This is a genomic window from Aminobacter aminovorans (genome assembly GCF_900445235.1).
Classification (GTDB): Bacteria; Pseudomonadota; Alphaproteobacteria; order Rhizobiales; family Rhizobiaceae; genus Aminobacter; species Aminobacter aminovorans.
This window is the reverse complement of sequence record NZ_UFSM01000001.1, coordinates 3,760,103-3,773,928: the sequence shown is the minus strand read 5'-3', so window position 1 is coordinate 3,773,928 and position 13,826 is coordinate 3,760,103. Positions and strand designations below refer to the sequence as shown.

12 protein-coding genes are annotated in these 13,826 nt (G+C 62.2%); 7 read left to right on the top strand and 5 right to left on the bottom strand.

Features of this window, described 5'->3' with window-relative positions:
- Positions 1 to 186: 186 nt before the first annotated feature.
- Positions 187 to 603, top strand: coding sequence for a GNAT family N-acetyltransferase (locus DY201_RS18660; RefSeq protein ID WP_115732481.1), 417 nt, complete (start codon positions 187 to 189; stop codon positions 601 to 603).
- Positions 604 to 739: 136 nt separating this feature from the next.
- On the top strand, positions 740 to 2,530 hold the full coding sequence (gene aspS, locus DY201_RS18655) for an aspartate--tRNA ligase (protein WP_115732480.1): 1,791 nt from the start codon (positions 740 to 742) through the stop codon (positions 2,528 to 2,530).
- A gap of 105 nt (positions 2,531 to 2,635) precedes the next feature.
- Here the strand turns inward: aspS and DY201_RS18650 are convergent, their stop codons facing one another.
- Positions 2,636 to 3,829, bottom strand: coding sequence for a hypothetical protein (locus DY201_RS18650; RefSeq protein ID WP_165915939.1), 1,194 nt, complete (start codon positions 3,827 to 3,829; stop codon positions 2,636 to 2,638).
- A gap of 262 nt (positions 3,830 to 4,091) precedes the next feature.
- On the opposite strand from DY201_RS18650, the gene parC reads away from it, so the two are divergent.
- Positions 4,092 to 6,398, top strand: a complete 2,307-nt coding sequence (gene parC / locus DY201_RS18645) for a DNA topoisomerase IV subunit A (protein WP_115732478.1) — start codon at positions 4,092 to 4,094, stop codon at positions 6,396 to 6,398.
- 207 nt (positions 6,399 to 6,605) lie between these two features.
- A complete protein-coding gene (locus DY201_RS18640) occupies positions 6,606 to 7,766 on the top strand; it encodes an AI-2E family transporter (protein WP_115733869.1) in 1,161 nt (386 codons plus the stop codon).
- Between the two features lie 35 nt (positions 7,767 to 7,801).
- Here DY201_RS18640 and DY201_RS18635 read toward each other — a convergent pair whose 3' ends face one another.
- The 4 genes from DY201_RS18635 to hemB all read right to left on the bottom strand — a co-directional run bounded on the left by DY201_RS18635 (position 7,802) and on the right by hemB (position 11,266).
- Positions 7,802 to 8,698: a DMT family transporter gene (locus DY201_RS18635; protein ID WP_115732477.1), complete on the bottom strand. Its 897-nt coding sequence runs from the start codon at positions 8,696 to 8,698 to the stop codon at positions 7,802 to 7,804.
- 53 nt (positions 8,699 to 8,751) lie between these two features.
- Complete coding sequence (locus DY201_RS18630) at positions 8,752 to 9,507, bottom strand: arginyltransferase (RefSeq protein WP_067963014.1); 756 nt, start codon at positions 9,505 to 9,507, stop codon at positions 8,752 to 8,754.
- Positions 9,508 to 9,647: 140 nt separating this feature from the next.
- Complete coding sequence (locus DY201_RS18625; RefSeq protein WP_115732476.1) at positions 9,648 to 10,118, bottom strand: RDD family protein; 471 nt, start codon at positions 10,116 to 10,118, stop codon at positions 9,648 to 9,650.
- Between the two features lie 116 nt (positions 10,119 to 10,234).
- Entirely contained in the window at positions 10,235 to 11,266 is a 1,032-nt protein-coding gene (gene hemB / locus DY201_RS18620) for a porphobilinogen synthase (RefSeq protein WP_115732475.1), read from the bottom strand.
- 143 nt (positions 11,267 to 11,409) lie between these two features.
- Between hemB and DY201_RS18615 the strand changes: the two genes are divergently transcribed.
- The 3 genes from DY201_RS18615 (at position 11,410) to ldtR (ending at position 13,697) form a co-directional block, all read left to right on the top strand.
- Positions 11,410 to 12,447, top strand: coding sequence for an enoyl-CoA hydratase/isomerase family protein (locus DY201_RS18615; RefSeq protein WP_115732474.1), 1,038 nt, complete (start codon positions 11,410 to 11,412; stop codon positions 12,445 to 12,447).
- Positions 12,448 to 12,473: 26 nt separating this feature from the next.
- On the top strand, positions 12,474 to 12,866 hold the full coding sequence (locus DY201_RS18610; RefSeq protein WP_425358760.1) for a DUF6163 family protein: 393 nt from the start codon (positions 12,474 to 12,476) through the stop codon (positions 12,864 to 12,866).
- A 315-nt stretch (positions 12,867 to 13,181) separates the two neighbouring features.
- Positions 13,182 to 13,697, top strand: coding sequence for a transcriptional regulator LdtR (gene ldtR / locus DY201_RS18605; RefSeq protein WP_109576855.1), 516 nt, complete (start codon positions 13,182 to 13,184; stop codon positions 13,695 to 13,697).
- Positions 13,698 to 13,826 lie beyond the last annotated feature (129 nt).

Sequence of the window (13,826 nt, the reverse complement as noted above, 5' to 3'; positions counted from 1 at the left end):
TGTCTGATCGGTCAATGGCAGACAGCCGCTGGTGCGACATATTCCGTCGACTGCGCCAACGTCACCGCCGCGGAGGCGGCTGGCGTGCGCGGCCTTGGCCCGCCGGCTCGATTGCGAGGGACGCCCAACTGTGAGGGATGCCGGATTGTCAGGGATGCCCAATTGTCAGGGACCAATGAGGCCGCGATGACGACATTGACCGTGAGTACCACCATTGACGACGAGACGGCCAGCTTCATCGGCGAAGGGCTGAACGCCTACAATTTCGACACGGCCGGTCCGCACAACGACCAGGACCTGTGGGTCGTCGCCCGTGGTGACGACGGTTCGGTTGCAGGCGGTCTCAAGGGTTCGTCCGAATACACATGGCTGTTCGTCGAATGGCTGTGGATCAGCAGCGCTCACCGCGGCGAGGGCCTCGGCCAGCGGCTGCTCGCCCAGGCCGAGGCGGCGGCAAGGCAGCGCGGTTGCATCGGCGTTCACCTCGATTCGTACACATTCCAGGCGCCGGAATTCTACAAGCGCCTGGGATATGAGGAGTTCGGCCGGATCGACGATTGTCCGGCCGGGCACTCCAGGGTCTGGCTGAAGAAGCGCTTTTAAGCAGTCGGGGACACGGCCCGCGGTGGCTTTACCTTGACAAAACCGGGCACCCATGCGCTTTTCGCGCCAATTTTAGGCCCGGGCGCAGCTGTCGCCCCGGCGTGACGTCCAAACAGCCTGAACCGGAAAATTTGCCATGCATCGTTACCGCAGCCACACCTGCGCTCAGTTGAGGAAATCCGACGTCGGCTCCGCCGTTCGCCTGTCCGGCTGGGTGCATCGCGTAAGAGATCACGGCGGCCTGCTGTTCATCGATATGCGCGACCATTATGGCCTGACCCAGATCGTCGCCGATCCCGATTCGCCTGCCTTCAAGGTCGCCGAGACCGTGCGCGGCGAATGGGTCATCCGCGTCGACGGCGAGGTCAAGGCGCGCATGGCCGAGGCCGTCAACGGCAACCTGCCGACCGGCGAGATCGAAGTCTTCGCCAAGGAAATCGAGGTTCTGTCGGCCTCCAAGGAACTTCCGCTGCCGGTGTTCGGCGAGCCGGAATATCCAGAAGACATTCGCTTGAAGTACCGCTTCCTCGATCTGCGCCGCGAAACGCTGCACAAGAACATCGTCGCCCGCACCAAGATCATCGCCGAAATGCGCAATCGCATGACCGGCGAGGGCTTCACCGAATATTCGACGCCGATCCTGACGGCCTCGTCGCCGGAAGGCGCACGCGACTTCCTGGTGCCGTCGCGCATCCATCCGGGAAAGTTCTTCGCGCTGCCGCAGGCGCCGCAGCAGTACAAGCAGTTGCTGATGGTCGCCGGCTTCGACCGCTACTTCCAGATTGCACCCTGCTTCCGCGACGAAGACCCGCGTGCCGACCGCCTGCCGGGCGAATTCTACCAGCTCGACCTCGAAATGAGCTTCGTGACCCAGGAAGACGTCTGGAACACGATGGAGCCGGTGATGCGCGGCGTGTTCGAGAAGTTTGCCGACGGCAAGCCGGTCACCCAACAGTTCCGCCGCATTCCCTATGACACCGCGCTGCGCACCTATGGCACCGACAAGCCCGACCTGCGCAACCCGATCGAGATCCAGGAAGTCACCACCCATTTCGACGGCTCTGGCTTCAAGGTGTTCGCCGGCATGATCGCCTCGAACCCGAAGGTCGAGGTCTGGGCGATCCCGGCCAAGACGGGCGGCAGCCGTGCATTCTGTGACCGCATGAACGCCTGGGCGCAGGGCGAGGGGCAGCCGGGCCTCGGCTACATCTTCTGGCGCAAGGAAGGCGACAAGCTCGAGGGCGCTGGCCCGATTGCCAAGAACATCGGCGAAGAGCGTACCGAAGCAATCCGCCAGCAGCTTGGCCTGTCGGACGGCGACGCTGCATTCTTCGTTGCGGGTGACCCCAAGAAGTTCGTCTCCTTCGCCGGTGCTGCCCGCACCCGCGCAGGCGAAGAACTCAACCTCGTCGACCGCGATCGTTTCGAGCTCTGCTGGATCATCGACTTCCCGTTCTACGAATGGCTGGAAGAAGAAAAGAAGATCGACTTCGCCCACAACCCGTTCTCGATGCCGCAGGGCGGCCTGGATGCGCTGAACAACCAGGACCCGCTGACCATCAAGGCCTATCAGTACGACATGGTCTGCAACGGCTTCGAAATCGCCTCCGGTTCGATCCGCAACCAGCTGCCCGAGCTGATGGTCAAGGCGTTCGAGCTGACCGGCAAGACGCGCGAAGAGGTCGAGGAGCAGTTCGGCGGCCTCTACCGCGCTTTCCAGTACGGCGCCCCGCCGCATGGCGGCATGGCTGCCGGCGTCGATCGCGTCATCATGCTGCTCGTCGGTGCCAAGAACCTGCGTGAAGTGACGCTGTTCCCGATGAACCAGCAGGCGCAGGACCTTTTGATGAACGCGCCGTCGGAAGCCACGCCGCAGCAGCTGCGCGAGCTGTCGCTGCGCGTCGCGGTGGCGAAGAAAGAAGCTTAAGCAATCCGCGCAAGCGACTCTTTGGACTCAAAAATCTCGGCGACTTAGAAAAAAAAGCCCGGCAGCGATGCCGGGCTTTTTCATGTCCTGATCTAGCGACCAGGATCAGTCCTGGTTTGCCGTAACCGTCAGGCCGAGCGTCTTGGGCAGGTCCTTGGGGTTCGACATGCCGCTTGCGGCGAGCAGTGCGAACGGGACCGGCGAGGCTGGCTTGGCGGCGATCTCGATCGACTTGGGCGCGTCGAGATAGGCGTTGACAGCGGCCGTCACCTGGGTCGACAGCTCCGGATTGTTCAGTTCCATCATCAGGAACGGCACGATCGCCTTGGCCTGGTTGGCGATGTCCTTGGCCGTCATGTTCTGCTGCTTGGCGACGTATTCGAGAACCTTGTTGGTCACCGAATCGTCGTCGAAGCGGACAGTTGCGCCATTGAAGGTCAACTGCTGCATCAGCCCGAGCATGGCCATGCCCTGGGCCGAGTTGTCGGCGCCTTCCGGCTGGGCGGCCATCTTCTTCTGCAGTTCCTGTACCGATTTCAGGAATTCCACGGTGTAGCCGCCGAGGTCGAAGGTCATGCCGAGCGTGCCGGCATTGTCGACGGTGATGTCGTAGCTCGACAGCGCCATGCGGCCGTCGGTCGGCTGCCAGGTGCCTTCCATCTGGAAGTCGCCAGAGATGTTCTGGTAGCCGAGCGCTTCGATTGCAGCCTTCGACTGGGGGTCCTCGACCAGGGTCAGGTCGGCGGTGAACTTCTCGGCAGAACCGGTGAACTCCATCGCGTTGCCGTCGGCGGGAGGTGTCACCTCGGCCGCGAAGTTGGTCATCTGGAAGGCCTGCTTGTCGCCGATCTTGACGCTGACATTGTCGAGGTTGGCGGTCTCATACATCAGGAAAGACGCCAGCAAGTCGGTCGAATCGGTGGCCGGCAGACTGACATTGCCGAGGGTCAGCGGGCTGATCTCGACCTTGGTCGGGCCTTCGTTGAGGCTGTAGGGCTCGGTCGTGATCGTTTCGATCTTGAAGCCGCGATTCTCTTCGGTGATGCCGCTGAGCGTGAGCTTGCCAATCGACAGCGGCTTGCCTTCGCCTGCCATCTGGATGCTCGTTCCTTCGAGCACGGCTTCCGAGGCATCGCCCGTGACGCTGGTCCAGGCGAGCGTCAGGTTCTGGCCGGCCAACACCGACTTGAGCCGCTCGGCGACCGCGGTGGCATCCTGGGCGAATGCCGCATTGAGCGGCAGCGAGAACAGGAAGGTCGTGAGTGCGAGCTTGCGGAATGCAGAGCGGTGTTGCGTCATCATAGATCCCTGAGACTTTGAAATGATTCAGCCTTACGTCAGCCACGAACTGGACCGGAAGAAGGCGACGCAGCGACAATGGCCGCAATTCGCTCAAAAAGGCAATCACTGCTGAGCAACACGCGCAAAAATGGTGAATGACCGGCTGATCGCATGATTGCTACTTTAGCGAGCGGGCAGATTTGTCGCAGCGCCCGGCGGTCAGCTCTTGCATTTGGCGATAAGGCTTGTCGCGAATCGCCCGTTCCGCTAGTCCAAACCCATGGGAAAAGGGCTCTTGCCGCCTGGAAATGATGGCGGCGACAATATTGAACCGGTCGATCTGAAGAAGGCGCTCGAAGAGCGCTATCTCGCCTATGCGCTGTCGACCATCATGCACCGGGCATTGCCTGACGTTCGCGACGGGCTGAAGCCGGTCCACCGCCGCATCATGCACGCCATGCGGTTGCTCAGGCTCAACCCTGACCAGGGATTCGCCAAATGCGCCCGCATCGTCGGCGAGGTCATGGGTAAGTTCCACCCGCATGGCGACCAGTCGATCTACGACGCTTTGGTGCGCCTGGCGCAGGATTTCTCGGTCCGCTATCCGCTCGTCGACGGGCAGGGCAATTTCGGCAACATCGACGGCGATAGTGCCGCCGCCATGCGCTACACCGAAGCGCGCATGACCGAAGTGTCGGTGTCGCTGCTCGAGGGCATCACCGAGAATGCCGTCGACTATCGCCTGACCTATAACGAAGAGGACGAAGAGCCCGTCGTCCTGCCCGGCGCGTTTCCCAACTTGCTGGCCAACGGCTCGTCCGGCATCGCCGTCGGCATGGCGACCTCTATCCCGCCGCACAATGCAGCCGAGCTGTGCAGCGCTGCCCTTCACCTGATCGACAATCCGGACGCCTCGGTCACCGATCTGATGACCTCGCCGGGCGAATGGGAGCGTATCAAGGACGATCCCGAGCTTCGTCTCGACTGCAAGGTTCGCGGCCCCGATTTTCCGACCGGCGGCAGCGTCGATGATGACTGGGCTTCAATTGTCAATGCCTATGAGACCGGGCGTGGCGGCTTCCGCATGCGTGCCATGTGGCAGCAGGAAGACCAGGGCAGGGGTACGTGGAACCTCGTCGTCACCGAGATACCCTATGGTGTGCAGAAGTCGCGGCTGATCGAAAAGATCGCCGAGCTGCTGATCGCCCGCAAGCTGCCGCTGCTCGAAGACATCCGCGATGAGTCGGCCGAAGACATTCGCGTCGTTCTGGTGCCCAAGAGCCGCACCGTCGATCCGGGCCTGTTGATGGAATCGCTCTACAAGCTCACCGAGCTCGAAAGCCGCTTCCCGCTCAACATGAACGTGCTGTCGCGCGGCAAGGTGCCGAACGTGCTGTCGCTCAAGAGCGTGCTGCGCGAATGGCTCGACCACCGCCGCGAGGTGCTGGTGCGCCGCTCGAAGTTCCGTCTCGGCGAGATCGAAAAGCGCCTCGAAATCCTTTGCGGCTACCTGATCGCCTACCTCAACATCGACGAGGTGATCCGCATCATCCGCGAGGAGGATGAGCCAAAGCGCACCATGATGGCGCGCTGGGACCTGACCGACAACCAGGCTGAGGCCATCCTCAACATGCGCCTCAGGGCGCTGCGCAAGCTCGAGGAATTCGAGATCCGCAAGGAGCACGACGCGCTCAGCATCGAGAAGAAGCAGATCGAGGCGCTGCTGGCATCCGATGCCAAGCAGTGGGCAACGATCAAGTGGGAAGTGAGCGAGGTCCGCAAGCATTACGGTCCCGACACCGAGCTCGGCCGACGCCGCACCGTCTTTGCCGAAGCGCCGGATCACGACCTCACCGACATTCACCACGCCATGATCGAGAAGGAGCCGGTAACGGTCGTCGTCTCGGAAAAGGGCTGGCTGCGCGCAATGAAGGGGCATCTCGCCGACTTCTCGCAACTCACCTTCAAGGAAGGCGACAGCCTCAAGCTCGCCTTCCACGCCCAGACCACCGACAAGATCCTGGTCTTCACGACCGGCGGCAAGTTCTACACCATCGGCGCCGACCGCCTTCCGGGCGGGCGGGGTCATGGCGAGCCGATCCGCATCATCGTCGACATGGACAATGATCAGGACATCGTCACCGCCTTCGTCCACGAGCCCAAGCGCAAGCTCTTGCTGGTCAGCCATGAAGGCAACGGCTTCACCGTGCCGGAGGAGGAGGTCATCGCCAACACCCGCAAGGGCAAGCAGGTGATGAATATCAAGGCGCCAGACGAGGCCAAGCGCTGCATTCCGCTGCAGGGCGACCATCTCGCCATCGTCGGCGAGAACCGCAAGATGCTGGTCTTCCCGCTCGAGCAGATCCCTGAGATGACCCGCGGCAAGGGCGTCAGGCTGCAGAAGTACAAGGACGGCGGCGTGCTCGACGTGAAGACGTTTACGATGGCGAGCGGCCTGAGCTGGCTGGATTCGGCGGAGCGCACATTCACCCGGTCACGCGAGGAACTGCTCGAGTGGATCGGCACGCGCGCCACCGCCGGACGCATGGTTCCCAAGGGCTTTCCGCGTACCGGCCGGTTCAGCTAGGCCGGAATGGTGCAGATGAGCGCGTGCGGTGCGGCAAAGTTTTGGTGCGCGGCATCGCTTTAGGCTCTATGATCTCCCCACCGGCGCTGAACCGCGCGCCGGGCGTCAATCGGGTCCACTTCAGGGCCGAGGAGATCCAGGCTCTTGAACGTGACCAATCCCCGTAAGCCGGAGCGAGAGCAGAGGCTGTTCGGCCCTGCCCAGCCGATGCGTGCCGCTCTGGTGCCGCCACTTTCGGCGGCGCGCTGGCTGCTCGTCCTGATCGTCGCCGCGGGCATCTATTTCTTCCATGGCTTCCTGGTGCCGGTGCTGGCGGCACTGGTCATCGCCTTCGCCAGCTGGCCGCTTTACCGGCGTCTGCTCGTCGCCGTCGATGGCAACAGGACCATTGGCGCGACGCTTGCGCTGCTGTTCATCATCGCCTTCCTCGTCGTGCCGATCTCCTTTGCCGCGACTTATGCCGTCAACGAGATCCGCGACTGGGTCGGCTGGGCGGTGGAAACCAACCGCCACGGCGCGACGACGCCGCAATGGATCAACAACCTTCCGGTCGTCGGCGAATGGCTGAACGAACAGTGGACACGCTATGTCGGCCATCCCGGCGCCATTGGCGAACTGGCCCAGCTTCTCAGCGGAGCCAACATCGGCAGCATCTATCGCGGCGTGCTCGCTGCCGGCGGCAGTGCCTTCGGCATCCTTCTGACGCTGCTGTTCATGCTGATCGCCCTGTTCTTCACCTATCGTGACGGCGAATCCTTCGTCGGCCAGCTCGACCGGCTGGGCGAGCGCATCCTGCCGATGCGCTGGGAGCGCATTTCGCGCGTCGTGCCCAAGACGATAAGTGCCACCGTCACCGGCATGACGCTGATTGCCATCGGCGAGGGCGTGGTGCTTGGCCTTGCCTATTGGGTCGCGGGCGTGCCGTCGCCGGTGACGCTTGGCGTGCTCACCGGTTTCATGGCGCTGATCCCGGGTGGCGCGCCTTTGTCGTTCACGCTTGTCTCTGTCTATCTGGTTGCCAGCGGCTCGCCGATTGCCGGTGTCGCCCTGTTTGCCTGGGGCTCGATCGAGCTCTTCATCGTCGACAAGACCTTGCGCCCCAAGCTTGTCGGCGGCCCGATCAAGCTGCCATTCCTGCCGACCTTTTTCGGCCTCATCGGCGGCGTCAAGACGATGGGATTTCTCGGGCTGTTCATCGGCCCGGTGCTGATGGCGCTGCTTGTCGCGATCTGGCGCGAGTGGCTGCGGGAGGTCGAGTTGACCGACGAGGCAGCGATGCTGGCCGCAGCCAACGCCTTGCCGGAGAGCGACACGCCGCGCACCATCGAAGCCATCCGCAACGACGTGCCGACCAAACAGGCAGGCTAGGGGGCGAGCAGCCCCCCACTCTCGATCTTGAGTGGCTAAGCTGGTTGCCGTGCGAGGGTTGCCCGGCGCCTGCGCCCTTCCGACAGTTGCCAGGCCGAATGCGCGACCAGCGTGACGATCAGGATCGCGCCGCCGATCAGGCTGTTGCGGGTCGGCACCTCGGCGAAGATCATCCACACCCAGATCGGCGCCATCACCGTCTCGAGCAGGTAGAACATCGCGACCTCCGGTCCGGAGATGTATTTCGGGCCGTTGGCGAGGCAGAAGAACGAAATCGGCATGATCACCGCGCCGTTGAAGATGATCCACCACGGCGCCTCGACCTTGAACCCCGTCTTGGACACCATGAAGGCGGCGACCAGTCCGGGCAGCAGCACGCCGACCAGGGCGGTAAAGCCCATGTCCTTGCCGCTGGAGCGGGAAATGGTGATGGCCGAGGCGATGCAGAAGGCCGAGCATACCGCCATCAGGTCGCCGAACAGGTGGCCGGTTCCGATCGAACTGCCGACGATGATCGACACGCCGCCGACCATCGCCAGCATGGCAAGCAGGGTTGCCGGTCGTGGCCTTTCGCGCAGGAACATCCACGACAATACGGCCGAAAACACCGTGTTGAAGGCCAGGATGAACACCAGGTTGGCGGTCGAAGTGTTGTAGACGGCGGTGATGAACGAAATCGAACCGATGCCGTAGAGAGCGGCGACGACGAGGCCGGCACGACCGGGGATGAGTTGCGGCGCCTTCGGGCTCAGTGAGCGCCAGACCAGCCAGATCAGGATGGCGGCGACGAACGTCGTTCCGCTGCGCATCAGCAGGATCGACCAGTTGTTGCCGTCGGCGAGCTTGATCAGCGGAATGTCGACTGTCAGCGCCAGCCCGCCGATGCCTGTCAGCAGCAATCCCTTGGAGTGGTTCGATTGAGTGTCGGCCACGAATATCCCCCTGCCAGATGGTCGACGGCAGCGTGGAAACGGGCCGGACGGGCTCAGATGTCGCCTTCGAAACGCTCCCAGCCCTTCATGCCGAGATGCTCCTGAGGTGTGAAGCGTACCTTATAGTTCATCTTGCGCGAACCGTTGACCCAGTAGCCAAGATAGACGTGGGGCAGGCCCATGGCGCGCGCGCGGGCAATATGATCGAGGATCATGAAAGTGCCAAGCGAGCGTTCGTCCATTTCCGGATTGTAGTAGGAATAGACCATCGACAGGCCGTCCGACATCTGGTCGGTCAGCGCCACTGCCATCAATTCGCCCTGGCCCTGGCCGGTGATGAAAGTATCGGGGCCGCGGCGGCGATACTCGATCACCTTTGTGGTGACATGGGTGTCCTCGACCATCATGGCATAGTCGAGCACCGTCATGTCGGACATGCCGCCTCTGCGATGGCGGGCGTCGAGATAGGAGCGGAACAGCGAATACTGCTCCGTCGAGGGCTCGGCGTCGTGCATCGCCCCGACAAGGTCGGAGTTGCGTTCGATCACCCGGCGCATGTTGCGCGTTGCCTTGAACTCCTGGGCAAGGATGCGGACCGAAACGCAGGCGCGGCACGTCTCGCAGGCCGGGCGATAGGCGATGTTCTGCGAACGCCTGAAGCCACCCTGGGTCAGCAGGTCGTTCATCTCGGGGGCCTTGTCGCCGACGAGGTGGGTGAAGACCTTCCGCTCGAATTGACCCTCAAGATAGGGGCAGGGGGACGGCGCCGTCAGGAAGAACTGAGGAGAATGGGTCGGATGCTGCGTCATCGAGCGTCAGGAAGACTCCCAATCAATGTTCCCTAGCTTGGCGCTGCCTGCGAAAAATTCAACATGAATATGAAGGCAAGCCGATTCTTTGCCTTCACATTTTGGCGCAAGTGCCGGTTTTGACTCGCCGAATGGCAATTTTAGCTGTCGCTGCGGCTGACCACGGTGCCAAGCAGCAGATCATGCAGCGTGCGCTTGCGGTCGGAAAACAGCGAAACCAGCAGCACCAGCGGCGTCAAAACGACGTTGCCGGCCCAGAACAGCACCGAGTGAACCACCGCCAGAAGGCCATCGATCGGCCTGCCGTCGAGCCGGTCGAGCCGGATGCCCATCATGCGCATGCCCGTCGTGGCCTGGTTCGGCCCACCGAGCGTCATCCAGATGTAAAGCAGGGCAACTGCCGGAAACAGGACGCCGAACAGCGCCCAGCCAAGGCCGAGCGTCAGCACGCCGAGAAAGAAGATGACGATGGCGAAGGGGATCATCAGAAGGCCGACGATCAGATAGTCGATCAGGAACGCCAGGATGCGGCGAGTACGTACGCCGTCATAGGCGCGGCTGTCGTCGAGCCTGCTGTTGATGATTTCGCCGTCCAGAACGCGTGCGGTCATGACTTCCTCTATGGGCGGACGAGATTGCCCGCGCCGGAAACAAATGGGAATTGCGGCGGCGGATTCAAGAATCCCGGCGCCAGCTGGCGGAAATCCTCTTGGAGAGACGCTCGACCTCAGCCCTTCAGCATCTCAGCCACTTCGGGCGCGAAGTAGGTCAGGATGCCGTCGCAGCCGGCGCGCTTGAAGGCGAGCAGGCTTTCGAGCATCGCCTTTTCGCCGTCGATCCAGCCATTGGCGCCCGCTGCCTTGATCATCGAATATTCGCCTGACACCTGGTAGGCGAAGGTCGGCACGCGGAACTCGTCCTTCAGCCGGCGGATGATGTCGAGATAGGGCAGGCCGGGCTTGACCATCAGCATGTCGGCGCCCTCGGCGAGATCCTGCTCGGCCTCGCGTACCGCCTCGTCCGAGTTGGCGTGGTCGATGTAATAGGTCTTCTTGTCGCCCTTGAGCAGGCCCTGCGTGCCGATGGCCTCGCGGTAGGGGCCGTAGAAGGCCGAAGCGAACTTGGTCGCGTAAGACATGATCGCAACGTCATGGAAGCCGTTGTCGTCGAGCGCGTCGCGGATGGCGCCGATGCGACCGTCCATCATGTCGGAGGGCGCGATGATGTCGGAACCGGCTGCGGCCTGCAGCACGGCGGCGGCCGCCACCTGGGCAACCGTCTCGTCATTGACGATGACGCCGTCGCGCAGGATGCCGTCATGACCGTGGCTGGTGAACGGGTCGAGCGCGACGTCGGTGATGATGCCGATCTCCGGCACCGCCGCCTTGATGGCGCGGGTGGCGCGGTTGATGATGTTGTCGGGTTCGAGAATATGCGCCCCGGTCTGGTCGCGCAGGCCCATCTCGACATTGGGGAAGGTGGCAAGTGCGGGAATGCCGAGCTTTGCCGCCCGTTCCGCTTCCTTGACCGCGAGATCGACCGACATGCGATAAACGCCTGGCATCGCCGGTATGACTTCCCGACGGTTCTCGCCGTCGATGATGAAGATCGGCCAGATCAGGTCGTCCACCGTCAGGCGGTTTTCCTGGACGAGCCGGCGCGACCAGTCGGCCTTGCGCATGCGGCGCAGGCGGCGGCTGCCGGTAATTTCGTCGACGCTGCGGGCGCCGGCTGGCTTGGCTGGGGTGAACTTGTTCATCGGTATTCTCCGGCAATTGTGCAGTTTTTAGCATGCCGGTTTGCCCAAGACCAAGATGCAGGATGGGACCTGCGGCATTGACGCACCCATGCGCTCCACATTAGCTCTGCACACTCAGCCTGATGTGAGGGATTCCAGTGGACATGGACTTTGGCGGCGACGACGAAATCCGCTTCGAGCGCTCCGGAGCCGCCGGCATCGTCACGCTGACGCGACCGCAGGCGCTGAACGCACTGACCCACAAGATGGTCCTGGCACTGTCCAGGGCACTCACCGCATGGCAGGTCGACCCCAACGTCGCCATCGTCGTGGTCAAGGCCGAGGGCAGGGCATTTTGTGCCGGCGGCGATATCCTGCACGTCTATCACGCCGGCCTCGCCGGCCATGCGCCGGTGGACTTCTTCGCCGATGAATACCGGCTCAATACCCAGATCCAGCGCTATACCAAGCCATATGTTTCGTTCATCGACGGCATCGTCATGGGCGGTGGCGTCGGCATCTCCTTTCATGGCTCGCATCGGGTGCTGACCGAAAACGCGCAATTCGCCATGCCCGAAGTCGGTATCGGCTTCTTCCCCGACGTCGGCGGCAGCCATTTGCTGCCCGACCTCGGCGGCCATTTCGGCATGTACCTAGCGCTGACCGGCAACCGGATCCGTTATGGCGACGCGTTGTGGTCGGGCCTTGCGACACACACGATTTCGGCTGACGGGCAGATCGGGCTGCTGGAGCGCCTGTGCGAAACCGGCGAGCCGGAGGCGATGCTGCGCAACTTCTTCCGCCCGGCCAAGCGCGAGACCGAGCGCGAAACGCTTGAGGCGATCGCCAGGCATTTCTCCGCGCCGACACTGTCCGACGTCATCTCAAGCCTGGAAACGGATTCGAGCGAGTTCGCCCGGAAGACGCTCGCGACCATCCTGCAGCGTTCGCCCACCAGCCTGTCGGTTGCGTTCCGGCAGGTGAGGGCCGGCCTGACAATGTCGATGGAAGACTGCATGCGGATGGAGTTTCGCATCCTCAACCGCATGCTGGCCGGCCGCGACTTCTATGAAGGCATCCGCGCCGTGCTGGTCGACAAGGGGTCGACGCCGCAATGGCAACCGGCCCGGCTCGAGGATGTCGATCCGCTCGACATCGACCGCTATTTCGAAACGCTTGGCGACAGGGAACTTGCCCTGTGACCGACAGCGCAAGCCGCCTGCGCGAGATGCATCCGTCGGCGATAGAGAGCGCCTTCGCCTTGTTTCTGCGCGTGGTGGCAGGCTATTGCCTGCTGTTTGGCATCCTCTACTGGGTTCGCCTCATCGGCCTCTATGACGGCCCGCTCTGGCGTTTCGACCTGATGCCGATTCATTGGCAGGTCGCAGCGGTGACGCTATCGGTGTTTTTCCCCTTCGCCGCCATCGGCCTGTGGATGCTGTCGTCCTGGGGGCCGGTCATCTGGTTCATTTGCGCCGTGACCGAGATCGCCATGTATGCAGGTTTCCCCGAACTGTTCGGAAGCCGGCCGCTGATCGTCGCCTCCCACATTGCGGTGGCCTTGATCTACGCGGCCTTCCGCATCGTCCTGCACCTGAAGAGGCGCCGCGCCGCGCACTAGGCGTTTCCGCTCTTCTTCGCAGCGCGATCTCTCTGTCTTTTGTTTTTGCGCAATTCCGGACGGAAAGCCGCTTCAACGCTTTGCCCGGAATTGCCCCCAGCCAACGCTTTCAGTGCGTTGGCTGCAATCCCGTAAAATACAAGGTTAATTATTCTTACTCGAAGTGGGTTTCGTTAACCCTCTTTCGAAACCTGTCCCCGGTAAGCCCTTGTTAAGCCTGACGTTTAAGTCGAATTTTATGGGTATTCGATAAGTTCGCGATCAAGGTGACATCAAACAAAAAAGTCACCAGGCGAAAACAGAGAGGCAAAGACAATGATCAATTCGCGTCAGGTGGCCAAGCCCGCCATGGTTTCCGAGGACCGTAACGAAGCGATCCGTTCGCTTTACATGGAATCTCTGCAGCTTGTTGAAAGACTTCATCGTCGTCTTCTTGACGTTATCAAGGATGAGTTCGATCGCAACGGCCGCAGCGACATCAATGCGATCCAGGCTCTGCTGCTCTTCAACATCGGCAATGCAGAACTGACCGCCGGCGAATTGCGCTCACGCGGCTACTATCTGGGCTCGAACGTCTCCTACAACCTCAAGAAGCTTGTCGAGCTCGGTTTCATCAACCACCAGCGCTCGCGCATCGACCGCCGCTCGGTCCGTGTCAGCCTGACGCCGAAGGGCCAGGACGTCGCTGAGGTTGTTGCAGGTCTCTATGACCGCCATGTCGGTTCGATCGAGCATGTCGGCGGCATCAACACCGACGAGTTCAAGCAGATGAACCGTGCCCTGCAGCGCCTCGACCGCTTCTGGAACGACACCATCGCCTACCGGATGTAAGCGTGCAGGCAAGCGGGAACAGGGCAGTAAGGCAGCAGGGCGACAGGTCGACGTGACCCCAGGTGCCACGCTCCATTTCTGACGCCCTTCTGCCTTACGGCCCTGTTCCCATGCTTCCAAAGGAACGAC

What these genes read in the sequence shown, in the direction of transcription:
- ldtR (WP_109576855.1), top strand. Translation starts at nt 13,182, where the DNA reads ATGATCAATTCGCGTCAGGTGGCCAAGCCCGCCATGGTTTCCGAGGAC.
- DY201_RS18615 (WP_115732474.1), top strand. Translation starts at nt 11,410, where the DNA reads ATGGACTTTGGCGGCGACGACGAAATCCGCTTCGAGCGCTCCGGAGCC.
- DY201_RS18610 (WP_425358760.1), top strand. Translation starts at nt 12,474, where the DNA reads ATGCATCCGTCGGCGATAGAGAGCGCCTTCGCCTTGTTTCTGCGCGTG.
- DY201_RS18640 (WP_115733869.1), top strand. Translation starts at nt 6,606, where the DNA reads ATGCGTGCCGCTCTGGTGCCGCCACTTTCGGCGGCGCGCTGGCTGCTC.
- hemB (WP_115732475.1), bottom strand. Translation starts at nt 11,266, where the DNA reads ATGAACAAGTTCACCCCAGCCAAGCCAGCCGGCGCCCGCAGCGTCGAC.
- DY201_RS18625 (WP_115732476.1), bottom strand. Translation starts at nt 10,118, where the DNA reads ATGACCGCACGCGTTCTGGACGGCGAAATCATCAACAGCAGGCTCGAC.
- DY201_RS18660 (WP_115732481.1), top strand. Translation starts at nt 187, where the DNA reads ATGACGACATTGACCGTGAGTACCACCATTGACGACGAGACGGCCAGC.
- parC (WP_115732478.1), top strand. Translation starts at nt 4,092, where the DNA reads ATGGGAAAAGGGCTCTTGCCGCCTGGAAATGATGGCGGCGACAATATT.
- aspS (WP_115732480.1), top strand. Translation starts at nt 740, where the DNA reads ATGCATCGTTACCGCAGCCACACCTGCGCTCAGTTGAGGAAATCCGAC.
- DY201_RS18630 (WP_067963014.1), bottom strand. Translation starts at nt 9,507, where the DNA reads ATGACGCAGCATCCGACCCATTCTCCTCAGTTCTTCCTGACGGCGCCG.
- DY201_RS18650 (WP_165915939.1), bottom strand. Translation starts at nt 3,829, where the DNA reads ATGACGCAACACCGCTCTGCATTCCGCAAGCTCGCACTCACGACCTTC.